Source organism: Gordonia asplenii, from assembly GCF_012933505.1.
GTDB classification, from domain to species: Bacteria; Actinomycetota; Actinomycetes; order Mycobacteriales; family Mycobacteriaceae; genus Gordonia; species Gordonia asplenii.
The window spans coordinates 1-18,379 of the sequence record NZ_JABBNB010000049.1 but is presented as its reverse complement, the minus strand read 5'-3'; the positions used below and the strand labels follow the sequence as shown (position 1 = coordinate 18,379).

The following is an 18,379-nucleotide window of genomic DNA, read 5'->3' as shown; positions in this document are numbered from 1 at the left end:
TGCGAAACTGAACTCGATGGTTTGCCACCGACGAGGAGGTTCATCGTGACCGATACTTCAGACGTCACCTCCGTACGCGCTGACCAAAGTGCGCCCTCGACGCCGGGGGCGACGACGGGTTCCGCGCCGATCACCGCGACCACCTCGACGTCGCGCCGCGTCCGCGCGCGGCTCGCACGCCGCATGACGACCACCCGCTCGACGATCCGCCCGGTTCTCGAACCGCTGGTCACCCTGCACCGCGAGATCTATCCGAAAGCCAACACGGCGCTGCTCGAACAGGCCTACGACGTCGCCGAAGAACGCCACCAGGGGCAGTTCCGCAAGTCCGGCGACCCATACATCACCCACCCGCTCGCGGTCGCCACGATCCTCGCCGACCTCGGCATGGACACCACGACACTGGTCGCCGCACTGTTGCACGACACCGTCGAAGACACCGGGTACAGCCTCGAACAACTCGAGTCCGACTTCGGTCCCGAGGTGGCCCACCTCGTCGACGGTGTCACCAAACTCGACAAGGTCGCGCTGGGCAGCGCCGCCGAAGCCGAGACCATCCGCAAGATGGTCATCGCGATGGCTCGCGATCCACGGGTGCTGGTGATCAAGGTCGCCGACCGGCTGCACAATATGCGCACGATGCGCTTCCTGCCGCCGGAGAAGCAGGCGCGCAAGGCGCGCGAGACACTGGAAGTCATTGCGCCCCTTGCTCATCGGCTCGGCATGGCGACCGTCAAGTGGGAACTCGAAGACCTCGCCTTCGCGATTCTGCATCCGAAACGCTATGAGGAGATCGTGCGGCTCGTCGCCGACCGGGCGCCTTCCCGCGACACCTACCTCGCACGCGTGCGCGCCGACATCAACAACGCACTCGCCGGTTCGCGGATCACCGCGACCGTCGAAGGCCGGCCGAAGCACTACTGGTCGATCTATCAGAAGATGATCGTCAAGGGCCGCGAGTTCGACGACATCCACGACCTCGTCGGCGTCCGGATCCTGTGCGACGAGGTACGCGACTGTTACGCCGCCGTCGGCGTGGTGCATTCGCTGTGGCAGCCGATGGCCGGCCGGTTCAAGGATTACATCGCCCAGCCCCGCTACGGCGTCTACCAGTCATTGCACACGACGGTCATCGGTCCCGAGGGGAAGCCGCTCGAGGTCCAGCTCCGAACGCGTGACATGCACCACACCGCCGAGTTTGGGATCGCCGCGCATTGGCGATACAAGGAGAGCGGCTACAAGTCGAAGGGCAAGGGTGCGCGGCGCGCGGAGTCGGCCGAAATCGACGACATGGCCTGGATGCGCCAACTGCTCGACTGGCAGCGGGAAGCCGCCGACCCGGGGGAGTTCCTCGAGTCACTGCGCTATGACCTCGCGGTCAAGGAGATCTTCGTGTTCACCCCGAAGGGCGACGTCATCACGTTGCCCGCCGGATCGACGCCGGTCGATTTCGCGTACGCGGTGCACACCGAGGTAGGGCACCGATGTATCGGTGCCCGGGTCAACGGTCGCCTGGTGGCTCTCGAACGCAAACTCGACAACGGGGAAGTGGTCGAGGTGTTCACGTCCAAGGCGCTCAATGCGGGGCCGTCGAAGGACTGGCAGGGTTTCGTGGTGTCTCCGCGGGCCAAGGCGAAGATCCGCCAGTGGTTCGCCAAGGAACGACGTGAGGAAGCGCTCGAGGCGGGTAAGGACGCGATCGCCAAAGAAGTGCGACGCGGGGGACTTCCGTTGCAGCGCTTGATGAACGGCGACTCGATGGTGGCCGTCGCCAACGAGCTGCGCTATGTCGACGTCAGCGCGCTCTACTCGGCGGTCGGCGAGAATCAGGTGTCGGCCAAGCATGTGGTGTCGCGGCTGGTGGCTTTGCTCGGTGGCATCGACGGCGCGACCGACGAGATCGCCGAACGGTCGACGCCGTCGACGATGACCGCGCGCCCACGGCTCGGCGGCGACGCCGGCGTGGTGGTCGAGGGCGTCGACAACGTTCTCATCAAGCTCGCCAAATGCTGCACGCCGGTGCCCGGCGACGAGATCCTCGGCTTCATCACCCGAGGCGGCGGCGTCAGCGTGCACCGCACCGACTGTACTAACGCCGGCTCGCTACAGGGTCAGTCGGAGCGGCTGATCGAGGTCGCGTGGGCGCCGTCGCCGTCGTCGGTGTTCCTGGTGGCCATCCAGGTCGAGGCACTCGACCGGCATCGCCTGCTCTCCGACGTCACCAAGGTGCTGGCCGACGAACGCGTCAACATCCTCTCGGCGTCGGTGACGACTAGCCGCGACCGCGTCGCCGTCAGCAAGTTCACCTTCGAGATGGGCGATCCCAAACACCTCGGCCACGTACTCAACGTCGTACGGAACGTCGAGGGAGTCTACGACGTGTACCGGGTGACGTCGGCGGCGTAGAAGCTCACCGGTGGTTGAGCCGGGCCCGACGAGCGAAGCGAGACGCGCCCGTGTCGAAACCACGGTGAGCCGAGTGACCAACTGTCGCTAGGCGTTTGGTGCGTTGGCATCGTCGGCGTGCGTGGTTTCGACACGGGCCTTCGCTAGCGCTCCGGCCCGGCTCAACCAGCAGAAGGGCCCGGCTCAACCAGCAGAGGGAATGGCCTTCGCTAACGCTCCGGCCCGGCTCAACCAGCAGAGGTGGTCGCCGTCGGCATCAAGTCTCGCGACTCGCCTAGCTGATGGTCGCGGTCTTGATCTCCACCGGAAGTTTCGGCTTGCCGTCGTCGGTGCGATCAGGCCCCGACGGCACGATGCCGCCCTTGTAGACCTTGTCGAGGACGGCGAGTCCGGCGTCGTCGACCTTGCCGACGACCGCGTAGTTGGCCGGGAGCTGGCTGTCGTTGATCACCAGGAAGAACTGGCTGCCACCGGTGTTGGCGCGCCCCATCTGAGCGCTGTTGCTGTTGGCGATGGCGATGGTGCCGCGCGGGTAGATGACGATCTGATCGCCGCCCATCGGGTTCTGCGTGGGTCCGGGTTTCAGGTTGGTCGGCGGCTCGTCGGGGCTCGACCAGCCGGGATTGCCCAGGCCGATGCCGGCGGGGTCACCGCACTGCAGAACCTGCAGCGTCTTGCTGGTGGTCATGCGATGGCAGGTCGTGGCGTCGAAGAACTTGTTGTCGGTCAGCGAGATGATCGCATTGGTGTTGCACGGCGCACCGGATCGGTCGAGCGTCGCCGGGATCACTCCCTGACTGGTGTTCAGCGTCCACGTCGCGGTGCCCGACTTGAGCTCCTTCGCCGGCGGCTTGGGTGATTTGCGCTGCTTGTCGCGGACCGCGTTGATCTGGTCGATCTGCTTCTGGTACTCGGCCTGCTGAGCGGCCGGCGTGCCCGCGGGCACCGTCTTGGGGAACGAGTCGATGTCGCTGGCGGCGTTGGCATAGGTGCAGTTCGTCCACCGTGCGGCCTCGCGATCGTCGAGCACCTTCTTCACGACGACGGTCGTGACGGTCGCCACGATGGCGACGACGACGGCCGTCGACACCGAGGCGATGATGAGCTTGCGCTTGCGCGCCGCTTGCCGATCGGCCTCCAGCCGCTGCTCGAGCTTGGCCTTCGCGGCCTGCCTGCGTTCTTCATTGGTGAGCGCAGCCGAGGTGGGCTCGGTGGATGCTGCTGGCTCGGGGGTCGGTTCGGACGTATCCGCTGGCTTGTTCAGGTCGACTTTGTCTTCCTGGCCGTCGTCATTGGTGGACACGCTGGCGGACCCTCCTGAGATACTTCTGCGCCGCGCGAGACCGTGACTCGGGCACGACGGCGTCATTGAACCTGCTACGTCGAGATGCCAGTGTGCCAGTAGAACCTGTGAAGCCCCGACAGCGGGTTGCCGCGCGTGCCGCCGAAGTGTCGCGGGCCGTGTCGAATATCGTTCGCGCAGCCTGCGACAATGGAACCCGATGCCAGCGATTCGCAGTCTGGCGCAAGGCAGAGAGAAGAGGACCGACGCCGTGCTGATCACCGGGTTCGCCGCAGGGATGTTCGCGACCAACTGCTACATCGTCGCCGACGGCCCCGGCGGTGACGCCGTCGTCATCGATCCCGGTCAGGACGCCGCGCCGCAGGTCGACGCGGTGCTCGCCGAGCATTCGCTGAATCCGGTCGCGGTACTGCTCACTCACGGGCATCTCGATCACACCTGGAACGCCGCCGACGTGTGCGACAAGTACTCGATTCCGGCATACATCCACCCCGACGATCGGGAGATGCTCGCCGATCCGAGGATCGGACTCGGCCACGCGCTCGGCCCGCTCATCGCCGACATCGAGTTCCGCGAGCCGGAGAAGGTCATCGACTTCGTCGACGGCGACGACGTCGAGGTCGCGGGCCTTCGGTTCAGCGTCGACCTCGCCCCCGGTCACACCCGGGGTTCGGTACTGCTGGGCGTCGACGTGCCGTCCGAAGACGGAACCGATCCGGCCGCAGCACGTGTCTGCTTCTCCGGCGACGTACTGTTCGCCGGTTCCATCGGGCGTACCGACCTGCCCGGCGGCAGCCATCAGCAGTTGTTGGAGTCGATCGCGGCCAAGCTGTTGCCGCTGTCCGACGACGTCGTCGTGCTGCCCGGACACGGGCCGCAGACCTCGATCGGTGCCGAGCGGGCCACTAATCCATTTCTGCAAGACCTCGGCGAGCGACGCGGCGGGGAATCGACCGACACCACTGACATCCCCAGGAAGGGACGTAACGGACTGTGAGCGCAGAATTTCAGGCGCCGAAGGGAATTCCCGACTACTACCCGCCGGCGTCGGCGGATTTCGTTCGGGTTCGCAACACCTTGACCGAGGCGGCGACGCTCGCCGGGTACGGCCACGTCGAACTGCCGATCTTCGAGGACACCGGTCTGTTCGCGCGCGGGGTCGGCGAGTCGACGGATGTGGTCTCCAAAGAGATGTACACCTTCGCCGACCGTGGCGACCGTTCGGTGACGCTGCGCCCGGAGGGCACCGCGGGTGTCATGCGCGCTGTGATCCAGCACGGACTCGACCGCGGACAACTGCCCGCCAAGCTCGTCTACTCGGGACCGTTCTTCCGCTATGAGCGTCCGCAGGCGGGGCGCTACCGCCAACTGCAGCAGGTGGGCGTCGAGGCGATCGGCGTCGACGATCCCGCGCTCGACGCCGAGGTGATCGCCATCGCCGACGAGGGCTACCGGCGGCTCGGCCTCTCCGGATACCGGCTGGAGCTGACCTCGCTCGGCGACGACGAGTCACGTCCGCGGTACCGAGAAGCGTTGCAGGACTTCCTGTTCAAGCTCGACCTCGACGAAGCCACCCGCAACCGCGCGCAGCTCAACCCGCTGCGGGTGCTCGACGACAAGAGGCCGGAGATCAAGGCGGCGACCGCGGACGCGCCGCTGATGGTCGACTATCTCAGCGACTCGGCCCGCGAACACTTCGCGGTGGTGACTGCGCTGCTCGACAAGATCGGAGTGGCCTACGAGCTCAACCCCCGGCTGGTGCGCGGTCTCGACTACTACACGAAGACGACCTTCGAGTTCGTTCACGACGGTCTCGGCGCGCAGTCGGGTATCGGTGGCGGTGGACGCTACGACGGATTGATGCGCCAGCTCGGCGGCAAACAGGATCTGTCCGGCATCGGGTTCGGCCTCGGCGTCGACCGAACCGTACTGGCCCTGCAAGCGGAGGGCGTGGCGCAGGCATCGCCGGCACGCTGTGCGGTGTTCGGCGTGCCGATGGGCGCCGACGCCAAGGTGGAGCTGGTCGACGTCGCGGCGAAGCTGCGCTCGGCGGGGATCAGCGTCGACCTCGCCTACGGCGATCGCGGCCTCAAAGGCGCGATGAAGGCCGCCGACCGCTCGGGCGCCCAGCTCGCCCTGGTGCTCGGCGACCGCGAACTCGCCGACCGCAGAGTAGAGGTGAAGAACCTCAAAACCGGTGAGCAGCAGCAGGTTTCGCTCGACGGTGTGGTCGAGTCGGTGCGCGCCCTGTTGGCTGAGCCGGCCGACCTTTCCGTTGGTTGAGCGAGGCACCCTTTCTGCCGGTTGAGCGAGGCACCACTTTCTGCTGGTTGAGCGAAGGCGAAGCCGAGTCGAAACCCCGACGTTGAGCGAGGTGCCACTTTTTGCCGGTTGAGCGAGGCGAAGCCGAGTCGAAACCCCGACGTTGAGCGAGGCGCCCTTTCTGCTGGTTGAGCGAGGCGAAGCCGAGTCGAAACCCCGGTGACACGCGAGACCGGTTGTGTCGCGGTGGTTTCGACACGGGCCTGAGCTTGCGCTCCGGCCCGGCTCAACCGGCGGATGAGACCTACGCTTGCGCTTCGGCCCGGCTCAACCAGCGGATGAGACCTACGCTTGCGCTCCGGCCCGGCTCAACCTCGTTTCACCGGTTGGGGGCACTCCATCTGCTGGTTGAGCCGCGAGGAGCGCTAGCGACGAGCGTGTCGAAACCTCTGTACCACAATGCATTTGATGGTGGCGCAGTTGTCGAACTGTGATGGTAGGCTCAACCAGCGGATGAGACCTACGCTTGCGCTCTGGCCCGGCTCAACCCGCGGTGCCGGCGGCGGGCGGGCGGTCCGCCGTCATCGTCTCCCGCAGTACGTCGAGCGTTACGCCGCCTAATGCCAGTGCGCGGGTGTGGAATTCGCGCAGCGACCAATCGGGGTGGGCGGCCAGCGCGGCGTCGCGCGTCTGCTCCCAGACGCGCTGTCCGAGTGCGTACGACGGCGCTTGTCCCGCCCAACCGAGATAGCGGTCGAGTTCGAAGCGCAGGACGTCGCGGTCCATCGCGACCGCGTCGGTGAGAAATGCCCACGCCTTCTGCGCGTCCCACACCCCACCACCGACCGACGCCGGGGCGTCGAAGCCGCAGTGCACCCCGACGTCTACGACGACGCGCGCGGCCCGAAGTCGTTGGGAGTCGAGCATTCCCATCCGATCGCCGGGATCGTCGAGCCAGCCGAGATCACCCATCAGCCGTTCGGCGTAAAGCGCCCAGCCCTCACCGTGCCCGGAGGTGAACGACGCCAGCTTGCGCCAGCTGTTGAGGTCCTCGCTGACGACGGCCGAACCCAGCTGCAGATGATGACCGGGTACGCCTTCGTGGAATACCGTGGTCGACTCCTGCCAGGTGTGAAAGACGTTCTGCCCGGCGGGAACCGACCACCACATCCGGCCGGGACGGCTCAGATCCGCCGACGGCTGCGTGTAGTAGATCGCCCCGGTCGACGACGGCGCGAGCCGACATTCCAAGCGGCTCAACCGATTCGGGAGATCGAAATGGACGCCGGACAGCGCGTTGACGGCGCGATCGGAGAGATCCTGCATCCACTCGACGAACTTCTCACCCGAGGAGATCTGGTAGCGCTCGTCGGCGTTGAGCCGGGCGATCGCGGCGGCGATGTCGCCGTCGGTGCCCAGCGTGGTGGCGAGGTCGCGCTGCTCGGCCACGATCTGCGCGAGCCGATCCAGCCCGAACTGGTAGGCCTCGGACGGGTCGACGTCGGCGCCGAGAAAGGCGGGCAGATGCAGTCGATAGCGGTCGATGCCGAACGCGTCGGCATCGACACCTGATTCGACGGCCGCCCGCAGATGATCGGCGAGGCCGCCGAATACGGCACCAGCCGCGGTCAACGCTTCCGACGCCGCGGTCGACAGCGCGTCGTCGGCGTCGGCGAGGATCGGCTGGGTCGCCGCGGTGATTCCGTCGACCGCCGAATCAGCCTGTGCCGCAACCAGTCCGATCTGACGGCGGGCAAGTGGTGGCCCGACTGCGAACCGGTGGTCGAGGCCCTCGATGATCGACGCGACGCACTGCGGAAGGGCGCGTAGCCGCTCGACGAAGACTTCGCGCTGCTCGACGGTGTCGGTCGGCAACAGATCGAACGAGTCGCGGACCGCCTGCAGCGGTGAGGCGATGACATTCAGCGCGCCGACGGTCTCCCCGGCGTCGGCCAGCGCGATCTCGCGGGCCAGGGTCGATGCCATGGTCGCCACGGTCACCCGGTCGACGTCGTCGATGACGGTCATCGACGACAGATCGGTGATCGCCGAGCGCGCGGCGTCGGCGCGTTCGGCGCAGGCTCGCGGGCTGAAGTCGGTGAGCAGATGGTCGTACCCGGCGACGCCGACTTCGGTGGCGAACAGCGGATCCAGTCGCGCGGCGGTCGCAAGGTAGGCGTCGGCGCAGGCGTCGACAGCGCTCGGTGGGCGGGACATCACAGAGAGTTGGTCGCGAAGGTGTCGCAGCGCTTGGGGTCGCCGCCGTTGTAGCCGATCGTGAACCAGCGTTGACGCTGCGCGGCGGAGCCGTGCGTCCAGCCCTCGGGGTTGGAGTTGGCGCCCTGGATGGTGTCGTCGCCGATGGCCTTGGCGGTTTGGATCACCGACGCGATCTGCGCCTTGGTCAGCGGCTCGAGCATGGCGTTCGGCCCTTTGTCGGCGTGGTAGGCCCAGACTCCGGCGAGGCAGTCGGCCTGCAGTTCGACGCGAACCGAGCCCGACGTCGGCCCCTGCGAGCCCATCCGCTGCCCCTTGCGGAGCACCCCGGTGAGGTTCTCCACGTGGTGACCGTACTCGTGGGCGACGACGTACTCCTGCGCGAGTGGACCGTCGCTGCCGCCCATCCGCTTCAACGTCGCGAAGAAGGTCGGATCGAAGTAGGCGGTCTGATCGGCGGGGCAGTAGAACGGACCCGTCGACGACGACGCCGCACCGCAGCCGGTATGCACCGACTGGCTGAAGATGACCGTCTTGGGGTTGGTGTAGCCCTTCAACAGTCCGGCCCAGACCTTGTTGACGCTGATCGTCGTCGCCTTGATGCGGCACATGTCGTCGGTGTTGGCCATCTCGATGGTGCACGAGGCGAGGTGCTGATTGATCGACGACGCCGCCGAATTGTTGTTGGTGGCAGGCGTGCCCGAGTCACCGGTTCCCAGAATGTTGCCCGGGTTGATGCCGAACAGCAGCGCGACGATGGTGATGATCAGTCCTGCGCCGCCACCCAGCGCGATGCGGGTGCCGTTGCCGCCACCGCCGCCGTCCCCACCACCGGACACGTCTCCGGAATCGAGCGGTCCACTTCCCTGAAAAGTCATGCTGCTCCTGTCGCGAAGGTTCGGCGGCCTTAAGCATAGTGTCGCTACCGATTGCAGGAGGCGAATGACCGCAAGGGTCGGGACCGAATCGCGCAACGATAAGATGATCAGCGCAAAAACCTTGTCTCAGGAAGGACAATCAGTGCTCCGCACCCATCTCGCAGGTTCCCTCCGCCGGGAGAACGCGTCGCAGACCGTGACCGTCGCCGGCTGGGTCGCGCATCGGCGCGACCATGGCGGCGTCGTCTTCATCGACCTGCGCGACAATTCGGGCCTGGTTCAGGTCGTCTTCCGGGACGAGGCCGTCGCCGAGGCGGCCCACCGGCTGCGTGCCGAGTACTGTGTGGCGGTCACCGGCGTCGTCGAAGCACGCCCGGAGGGCAGCGAGAACCCGAACCTGGCGTCGGGTGCGATCGAGATCAACGCGGTCACGCTGGAAGTCCTCAACGAATCGGCGCCACTGCCGTTCCAGCTCGACGAGTCACCCGGCGAAGAGGCTCGCCTGCGCTACCGGTACCTCGACCTGCGGCGGGAGGGCCCGCACAAGGCGTTGCAGCTGCGGTCGAAGGCGAACGCGGCCGCCCGTGCGGTCCTGGCCGACCACGATTTCACCGAGATCGAGACGCCGACGCTCACCCGGTCGACGCCGGAGGGCGCCCGCGACTTCCTGGTGCCCGCACGTCTGCAGCCGGGAACCTTCTACGCGCTGCCGCAGAGCCCGCAGCTGTTTAAGCAGCTGCTGATGGTCGCGGGAATGGAGAAGTACTACCAAATCGCGCGCTGCTACCGCGACGAAGACTTCCGTGCCGATCGCCAGCCGGAGTTCACCCAGCTCGACATCGAGATGAGTTTCGTCGACCAAGACGACGTCATCGCGCTCGCCGAGGATATCCTCGTCGCGCTGTGGAAGCTGATCGGCGTGGAGATCGCCACGCCCATTGCGCGGATGACCTACGCCGACGCCATGCGCCGCTTCGGCAGCGACAAGCCCGACCTGCGCTTCGACATCGAACTCGTCGAGTGTGCCGAGTTCTTCGCGAACACACCGTTCCGCGTGTTCCAGGCACCCTACGTGGGCGCCGTCGTCATGCCCGGCGGAGCGTCGCAGCCGCGCCGTCAGCTCGACGGCTGGCAGGAGTGGGCCAAGCAGCGCGGAGCCAAAGGCCTCGCGTATGTGCTTGTGCAAGAAGACGGTTCGCTCGGCGGACCGGTCGCCAAGAATCTGTCCGACGACGAGCGCGCCGGTCTGGCGGCGCACGTCGGCGCGCAGCCGGGCGACTGCGTGTTCTTCGCCGCCGGGTCGGCGAAGGCGCAGCGGGCCCTGCTCGGTGCCGCACGCAACGAGATCGCCGATCGGCTCGGCCTTCGCCAGGAGGGCGATTGGGCGTTCACCTGGGTCGTCGACGCTCCGCTGTTCGAGCCGGTCGAGGATGCCACCGCGGGCGGCGACGTCGCCGTCGGATCCGGTGCCTGGACCGCCGTGCACCACGCCTTCACCTCGCCGAAGCCGGAATCGCTCGAACTGCTCGACACCGACCCGGGCGCGGCTCTCGCCTACGCCTACGACATCGTCTGCAACGGCAACGAGATCGGCGGCGGCTCGATTCGTATCCATCGTCGCGACGTGCAGGAACGTGTGTTCGAGATCATGGGCATCAGCCACGACGAGGCGCAGGAGAAGTTCGGCTTCCTGCTCGACGCCTTCGCGTTCGGCGCGCCGCCGCACGGCGGCATCGCCTTCGGCTGGGACCGCATCACCGCGCTGCTCGCCGGTCAGAACTCGATCCGCGACGTCATCGCCTTCCCGAAGTCGGGCGGCGGCGTCGACCCGCTGACCGACGCCCCGGCGCCGATCACCCCTGCTCAGCGCAAGGAATCGGGAATCGACTTCAAGCCGGAGGCGAAGAAGGGGCAGTAGTCGATTCGACGCCGCGGCCAGGCGTCGATCCCGCCGCCGATTCCCAGGACTCCTCATCCGGCGTAACCACGCCGGATGTGTTGAGATTGCCTCCTGGGATTTCGGGTAGCAGGAGGTAGCGGCAGTGACGATCAAGGTGGCACTCGAGCACCGGACCACGTATCACTTCGATCGGGTGACCAAGGTGTTTCCGCACGTGCTGCGGTTGCGGCCGGCGCCGCATTCGCGGACACCGATCGAGGCGTACTCGCTCAAAGTCACACCGGCCGACCACTTCCTGAACTGGCAGCAGGACGCCTTCAGCAACTACCTCGCCCGGCTCGTCTTCCCGGAGCCGACGTCGGAGTTGAGTTTCACCGTCGGACTCGTCGCCGACCTGACCGCCATCAACCCGTTCGACTTCTTCATCGAGGACTGGGCCGAATACGTCGGCTTCACCTACCCGGAGGAGTTGCGCCGGGACTTGGAGGTCTACCTGCGGCCGGTCGACGCAGACGGTGCCGACCCCCTCGTCGACAAGTGGGTCGCGAACCATCGCGCGACGGGCAAGATTCGGGTGATCGACTACCTGATGGACCTGATCGGAGCGCTGCGCGACGACGTCGGCTACACCGTCCGCATGGAAGCCGGTGTGCAGGAACCGAATCACACGCTGGAGAGTGCCATCGGGTCCTGTCGCGACTCGGCGTGGCTGCTCGTGTCGATTCTGCGCAAACTCGGTCTGGCCGCACGCTTCGTCTCCGGTTACCTCGTCCAGCTGACCTCCGACGTCAAGGCGATCGACGGGCCGTCGGGCCCCGACGCCGACTTCACCGATCTGCACGCGTGGACCGAGGTGTACCTGCCCGGCGCGGGCTGGGTCGGCATGGACCCGACGTCGGGCCTGTTCGCCGGGGAGGGGCACATCCCGCTCGCCGCGACACCCTATCCGGGTGCGGCCGCGCCGATCACCGGCGCGACCGGCAAATGCCATGCGGTGCTTGACTTCTCGAACGAGGTGACGCGCTTTCACGAAGACCCGCGGGTCACCCTGCCCTACACCGACGACCAATGGTCGAAGATCACCGTCCTCGGCGCCGACCTCGACGAGCGGATGCGGGTCAACGACGTCCGACTCACCGTCGGCGGCGAGCCGACCTTCGTGTCGCTGTACAACCAGACCGATCCGGAGTGGCTCACCGACGCCGACGGCCCGCACAAGCGCGAGCTGGCGTCGCAGTTGACCACTCGACTCAAGAAGATCTACGCCCCAACGGGTTTGGTGCAGCGCGGCCAGGGTAAGTGGTATCCGGGTGAGCCGCTGCCGCGCTGGCAGGTCGACCTGCTGTGGCGTGCCGACGGAAAAGCGTTGTGGCGCAACCCCGAGCTGCTCGACGACCCGTGGACGACGCGTGAGGCCGCGCAGGCCACCATCGACCGCCAGTCGCCCGGCGGACTGGGCCCCGACGACCCCGCCACCTCGGTCGCGTCGCACGACTTCATCGCCGCCCTGGCCGACCGGCTGGCGCTGCCGGATTCGCAGGTGATGGGCGCCTACGAGGATCCATTGCTGCGGCTCGCCGAATTGGTGTCGCTGCCGGTCGGTGTCCCGCCGGCACGCGAGGAGACCGCGACCGAGGCCGCCGAGCAGGATCTCACCCCGCAGACCGACGTCCCGGATCGGCGCAAAGAGCTTCTCGCCGAATTGGATTCGTCGGTGTCCACGCCGACCGCCTATGTCCTGCCGATCAGCAAGGCACCCGACGGCGGCTGGCGCAGCGCGCGCTGGACCACCCGACGGGGCCGTCTCGTGCTGACACCCGGCAATTCGCCCGCGGGGCTGCGACTTCCGCTGGATTCGCTGTTCTGGGAACCGAACACACAGTTCTTCCCGGCCGACGCGAGCGCCGTCGCCATCGAGCCGCTCGCCGATCTCACCGAGCTGCCTGATTTTCCGCCGCCTCCCGATGCGGCGGAAGAGGCTGCGGCCCAACGGCTTTCGGACGCCGACGGCGACGCCACGACCACCCGGGGCATGGCGGGGGAGACGTTACCGACCACGCGCCGCCCCGGCGTCGACGGCGAACCGCTGTGGATCACCCCGGAGCTGCAGAAGGCGCGCGAGGCGACCGCACGAGCAGAGGCGCAAGCGCGTGCGACGGCCGAAGCGCAGGTAGCGGCCGACGCCGCCGCCGCGCCGCTGGAAGTTGTGAGCCCCGAAGCTGTGCTCCCCGACGATCGCTTGCGCAACGAGCCCACCGGCTCCGACATCACCGCCCTCGTCGCCGAGGAACGTGCCGGCGTGCTGTATGTCTTCCTGCCGCCGACCGAGTCCGGCGACGACTTCGCCGAACTGGTCAACCTCGTCGAACGCACCGCCGCCGAGCTGGACAGACCCGTCGTCGTCGAAGGCTACGGCCCGCCGTCGGACCCGCGGCTGACGACGCTGACCATCACCCCCGACCCCGGCGTGATCGAGGTGAACATCCCGCCGACGTCGTCGTTCGCCGAGCAGTCCGAACTGCTCGAGACGCTCTACGATCAGGCTCGTCGCTGCGGACTGGGTACCGAGTCATTCGACCTCGACGGCAGCCACGGGGGCACCGGCGGCGGCAACCACATCACCCTCGGCGGCGCGCGGCCCGTCGATTCGCCGTTGCTGCGCCGACCCGACCTGCTGGTGTCGATGCTGTCGTATTGGCAGCTGCATCCGTCGCTGTCGTATCTGTTCTCCGGTCGGTTCATCGGCACGACGTCGCAGGCGCCGCGCGTCGACGAGGGACGCGAAAGCGCGTTGTACGAACTGGAGATCGCATTCGCCGAGATCGACCGGGTCGGCGCGGAAGTGGCCGCGGGCAACACCGACTACCACGTCCCGTGGACGACCGACCGCGCGTTGCGGCATCTGCTGACCGACATCACCGGCAACACCCACCGCGCCGAGTTCTGCATCGACAAGCTCTACAGCCCCGACTCCACGCGCGGGCGGCTCGGACTGCTGGAGCTGCGCGGCTTCGAGATGCCGCCGCACCATCAGATGGCGATGGTGCAGTCGCTGCTGGTGCGCAGCCTGGTGTCGTGGTTCTGGGACACGCCCTACCGCCAGCGCCTGCACCGGCACGGCGCCGATCTGCACGGGCGACACCTGTTGCCGCACTATGTGATCGAGGACATCGGCTACGTCGCGGAGGATCTGCGGGAGGCCGGTTACGACTTCGACACCGCCTGGCTCGCTCCGTTCACCGAGTTCCGCTTCCCACGGCTGGGCACCGTCGCGATTCGCGACACCGAGATCGAGCTGCGCGGCGCCATCGAACCGTGGAACGTACTGGGGGAGGAGTCGACGTCGGGCGGCACGGCCCGCTACGTCGACTCGTCGGTGGAACGGGTGCAGGTACGGGTCCTCGGTGGCGACCGCGAACGATTCGTGTTGACCTGCAACGGGATTCCCGTCCCGCTCACCGGTACCGGGCGGGCCGGTGAGGCGGTCGCGGGCATCCGGTTCCGTGCCTGGCAGCCGCCCAGTGCGCTGCACCCGACGATCACCGTCGATTCGCCGCTGAAATTCGACCTCGTCGACACCCACAACGGCCGATCGGTCGGCGGGGCGACCTACCACGTCGTGCATCCCGGCGGCCGGTCCTACGACGTCCCGCCGGTCAACGCCGTCGAGGCCGAATCGCGCCGCAATGGTCGATTCGAGGCGGCGGGACACCACGTCGGCACGGTGGACACCGCCCGACTCCGGGAATATCAGGCACGATTGGCGACCGATTCCGGCGTGCCGATGATCCTCGACATGCGGCGGGCACGTACGGTTCTTCGGTGACCTTGCCACGAGTCGACTCCGCATCGGTGCTGGATCGCTATCGGTCCGATCGCGACGGTCTGTTCGACGACGTGCGCGCGGGAAGTTTCGACGAACTCCTCGATGACGACGGCGGCGTGCGGCCACGCTGGGCGCCGGTCGTCGCGCGCTACACCGAACTCGGTGAGGACGGGCTGCGCGCGGCGGACCTGCGGGTACGCACCCTCATCGACGACGACGGCATCACCTACAATGCGACCGACGGGGAGAGCACCTCGCGGCGGCGGTGGGAACTGGACTGCGTGCCGCTGCTCATCGACGGTGAACGCTGGGCGTCGCTGGAGCGGGGCGTCGAACAACGTACGCGGGTGCTCGACGCGCTGCTCGCCGACATCTACGGCGATCAGAGGATGATCGCCGCCGGGGTGTTGCCGCCGGAACTCGTGTACGGGCATCCCGGCTATCTGCGGCGAGCCGCGCGGCAGCCGCGGAATCATCCGCACGCGTTGTTCATGCATGCCTGCGACATCGGCCGGACCAGCGCGGGCGAACCGGTGGTCTATGCGGATTGGGCACAGGCGCCGTCGGGCATCGGCTACGCCGTCGCCGACCGCAGACTGATGGCGCGCGTGTTTCCGCGACTGCTGCACGCGTGTGTGCCGCGTCCGCTGACGGCATTCGCCGCAACACTGCGCCTGGCACTGTTCGAGTACGCGCCACAGGGCATCGAGGACCCGGTGGTGGCGGTGCTGACGCCGGGATCGTTGTCGGAGACGGCGTTCGATCAGGCATATCTGGCGTCGATGCTGGGTTTTCCGCTGGTCGAGGCGGCTGACCTGGTGGTGCGCGACGGCACCGTCTACATGCGCTCACTGGGCAAGTTCAAACGGCTCGACGTGATCTTGCGCCGCGTCGACGCCGAGTACGCCGACCCGCTCGACCTGCGGGCGGACTCCCGCCTGGGTGTCACCGGACTGGTGGAGGCGGTCTCCCGAGGCACCGTCACCGTCGTGAACACGCTGGGCAGTGCGGTATTGGAGAATCCCGCGCTGGCCGCCTATCTGCCCGCGCTGAGTCGGGCGCTGCTCGACGAGGACCTCGTGCTGGCGTCGGTGCCGACGCTGTGGGGCGGGGCGTCGCATCAACTGGGCGGGCTGCTCGACGGGCTGTCGTCGATGACCATCGTCAACTTCCGCACCGGCGAGCAGTTCGTCGGCGGCGAATGCACGTCGGCGCAACTCGACGATCTGCGCGCCCGCATCGACGCCACCGCATGGCAGTGGGTGGGGCAGCGGATCGATGACTTCTCGGTGGCGCCGTCGACGACTCCCGGGACGGTGGCGTCGTCGAACATGCTGCGCGCGGCACCGGTCGGGATCCGGGCATTCAGCGTCGCGCAGGGATCCGGATACGCGGTCATGCCCGGCGGGCTGGGGCATGTGCTCGCCGACGGCCTGCTCACTTCGCCGACGAATTCGATTGCGGCCAAAGATGTCTGGGTTACTACGTCGGAGCCGGCCGCGAGAGTCGGCGACAGTGCGGGCCGACGGGTGCACGACGTCGGGACGCGCGCGGCCGACGTCGACATGGGCATGCATTCCGACACGGTGTTCGCGTCGTCGCCGCGCGTGCTCTCGGACCTGTTCTGGTTCGGGCGCTACGGCGAGCGCGCCGAACTGACCACCCGCATGGTCAAGGTGGCGCGCGAACGGTACGAAGACTTCCGCTACCGCCCGTGGATGACCGGTACCGCGTCGATCCCGCTGTTCCTCGCCGCGGTGATCACCGCCAGCGGCTCGGCGTCGAAGAACTCCGACGATGCGACGGACCCGATCGCGGTGCTGCGCGCACTCACCGGCGACCACCAGCGACCGGGATCGGTCGCCTTCGCGGTCGATCGCCTAGCGCAGGTCGCTCGCGCGGTGCGCGACCAGATGTCGACGAGCACCTGGATGGTGCTGGGCGCGATCGATCGGGCACTCGACGAGTTGGCGGCATCGGCCAAGACCGACCCCGAGTCCGCCGACCTCGGCCGCACGCACGACGACGTGCTGCACGGGCTGCTCGCATTGTCGGGACTACAAGCCGAGTCGATGGTGCGTGACCCCGGCTGGCAGTTCATGGACATCGGGCGGCGCATCGAGCGCGCGCAGGTGCTGGCCGCGCTCACCACCGCGATCCTGGCCGAGCAGTACGATCCCGACGTCGAGCAGGGGCTCATGGAGGCCTACCTGGTCGCCAACGAATCGGCGATCATCTACCGGCGGCGCAACCGCGGGATCTACCGGCTCGCCGCGGTGGTGGCGGTCATGCTCTTCGACGAGGCCAACCCGCGCTCGATGATCTTCCAACTGGCCACCCTGCGCAGCGACCTGGTGACACTGCCCGACGCCGTGCGGTCGGCGGCGGCCGAACGCGTCGTCGAGGATCTGACGACGGCGCTGCGCCGCGTCGACCCGGTCGATCTGGCCACTGTCGACGACGACGGGCACCGCAGCGAACTCGCCGAATTGATGCAGACGCTCGACGCCGGGGTCCGCGAGATCACCGAGATCCTCGGTCGGACGCGGTTCTCCTACCCGGTGGACATGCAGCCGCTGTGGGGAGCCGGATCGGAGGACCACTCATGACCGAGACGCGTCGCTACCGCGTCATGCACCGCACCCGCTACGACTACGACGACGTCGTGACCAGCTCCTACGGCCGGTGTCATCTGCAGCCGCGGAATCTGCCCGGACAGCGAGTGCTCGACGCCGAGGTCGTCATCGACCCCGAACCCGGCGACTTCTCCTCCGGCGTCGACATCTACGGCAACGTCGACAACTATTTCCACGTGCGGACGCCGCATCAGCGGTTGGAGGTGACCGGGACGTCGACGGTCGACGTGGATCCCGTCGATCAGGCGCTGCTGGAGTCGGGCGCGGCGACGGCTGCCTGGGAGTTCGCGCGACCGTCGGGCCGAAGCGGGGCCCGCGCCGTGGAGTACCAGCTGGACCTGTATCCGCCGGAGGTCACCGACGCCGTCGTCGAGTATTCCGCTCGCGTCTTTGTGCCGCAACGGCCGCTGGCAGAGGCGGTGGTCGATCTGACGCACCGGATCTTCTCCGACTTCACCTACAAGTCGGGCTCGACCGAGATCAGCACGAAAGTCGACACCGTGATGAAGCGCCGGCAAGGCGTCTGCCAGGACTTCGCGCGGGTCGCCATCGCCTGCCTGCGGTCGCAGGGCCTCGCCGCGCGGTACGTGTCGGGCTACCTGGCGACCGATCCGCCGCCGGGCGCCGAGCGGATCTACGGAGCCGACGCCTCACACGCCTGGGCGGCGGTGTGGCTGCCCGGCGACCGGTGGATCGCCTTCGATCCGACCAACGACGTGCTGGTCGGGGAACGACACGTCACGGTCGGTTGGGGCCGCGACTACGAAGACGTCGCACCGCTGCGCGGGGTGATCTACACCGAGTCGCGCAGCAGCAAGATCGACGTGTCGGTGGACGTCGCGCCGCTGCCTCTGGCGAGCGAGGCGAGCACCTGAAGCGGCTGCCGCGGTTGGTGGGTCCCCGAGTGCCGAAGTGAGCGTCTGAGATGGCCTTCGGCGGGTCGTGACCCTC

At 67.6% G+C, this 18,379-nt stretch carries 10 protein-coding genes; 7 read left to right on the top strand and 3 right to left on the bottom strand.

The window, feature by feature from the left end:
- Positions 1 to 45 precede the first annotated feature (45 nt).
- Entirely contained in the window at positions 46 to 2,406 is a 2,361-nt protein-coding gene (locus HH308_RS27945; protein WP_312870876.1) for a RelA/SpoT family protein, read from the top strand.
- 274 nt (positions 2,407 to 2,680) lie between these two features.
- Here HH308_RS27945 and HH308_RS27940 read toward each other — a convergent pair whose 3' ends face one another.
- Positions 2,681 to 3,709: a peptidylprolyl isomerase gene (locus tag HH308_RS27940; protein WP_376767299.1), complete on the bottom strand. Its 1,029-nt coding sequence runs from the start codon at positions 3,707 to 3,709 to the stop codon at positions 2,681 to 2,683.
- A 250-nt stretch (positions 3,710 to 3,959) separates the two neighbouring features.
- On the opposite strand from HH308_RS27940, the gene HH308_RS27935 reads away from it, so the two are divergent.
- Positions 3,960 to 4,706 (top strand): MBL fold metallo-hydrolase, encoded by a 747-nt coding sequence (locus HH308_RS27935; protein WP_170197575.1) that lies wholly within the window; start codon positions 3,960 to 3,962, stop codon positions 4,704 to 4,706.
- Entirely contained in the window at positions 4,703 to 5,992 is a 1,290-nt protein-coding gene (gene hisS / locus HH308_RS27930) for a histidine--tRNA ligase (RefSeq protein ID WP_170197561.1), read from the top strand. The genes HH308_RS27935 and hisS overlap by 4 nt, the downstream gene beginning before the upstream one ends.
- Before the next feature lie 522 nt (positions 5,993 to 6,514).
- Here the strand turns inward: hisS and HH308_RS27925 are convergent.
- The gene (locus HH308_RS27925) at positions 6,515 to 8,188 is read right to left on the bottom strand and encodes a DUF885 domain-containing protein (protein ID WP_170197560.1); all 1,674 of its coding nucleotides are present in this window, start codon (positions 8,186 to 8,188) and stop codon (positions 6,515 to 6,517) included.
- Entirely contained in the window at positions 8,188 to 9,066 is an 879-nt protein-coding gene (gene ypfJ / locus HH308_RS27920) for a KPN_02809 family neutral zinc metallopeptidase (RefSeq protein ID WP_170197559.1), read from the bottom strand. The genes HH308_RS27925 and ypfJ overlap by 1 nt, the downstream gene beginning before the upstream one ends.
- A gap of 142 nt (positions 9,067 to 9,208) precedes the next feature.
- Between ypfJ and aspS the strand changes: the two genes are divergently transcribed.
- The 4 genes from aspS to HH308_RS27900 all read left to right on the top strand — a co-directional run bounded on the left by aspS (position 9,209) and on the right by HH308_RS27900 (position 18,303).
- Positions 9,209 to 10,984, top strand: a complete 1,776-nt coding sequence (aspS, locus tag HH308_RS27915) for an aspartate--tRNA ligase (protein ID WP_170197558.1) — start codon at positions 9,209 to 9,211, stop codon at positions 10,982 to 10,984.
- Between the two features lie 124 nt (positions 10,985 to 11,108).
- Entirely contained in the window at positions 11,109 to 14,792 is a 3,684-nt protein-coding gene (locus HH308_RS30040) for a transglutaminase family protein (RefSeq protein WP_170197557.1), read from the top strand.
- Positions 14,789 to 17,401 carry a circularly permuted type 2 ATP-grasp protein gene (locus tag HH308_RS27905; RefSeq protein ID WP_312870875.1) on the top strand — a complete coding sequence of 871 codons (2,613 nt, stop codon included), beginning with the start codon at positions 14,789 to 14,791 and terminating at the stop codon, positions 17,399 to 17,401. The genes HH308_RS30040 and HH308_RS27905 overlap by 4 nt, the downstream gene beginning before the upstream one ends.
- The gene (locus HH308_RS27900; protein WP_170197556.1) at positions 17,398 to 18,303 is read left to right on the top strand and encodes a transglutaminase family protein; all 906 of its coding nucleotides are present in this window, start codon (positions 17,398 to 17,400) and stop codon (positions 18,301 to 18,303) included. Before HH308_RS27905 ends, HH308_RS27900 begins: the two co-directional genes overlap by 4 nt.
- Positions 18,304 to 18,379 lie beyond the last annotated feature (76 nt).

Excerpts from the sequence above, each read along its gene's own strand:
- HH308_RS27925 (WP_170197560.1), bottom strand. The coding sequence starts at position 8,188 with ATGTCCCGCCCACCGAGCGCTGTCGACGCCTGCGCCGACGCCTACCTT.
- ypfJ (WP_170197559.1), bottom strand. The coding sequence starts at position 9,066 with ATGACTTTTCAGGGAAGTGGACCGCTCGATTCCGGAGACGTGTCCGGT.
- HH308_RS27900 (WP_170197556.1), top strand. The coding sequence starts at position 17,398 with ATGACCGAGACGCGTCGCTACCGCGTCATGCACCGCACCCGCTACGAC.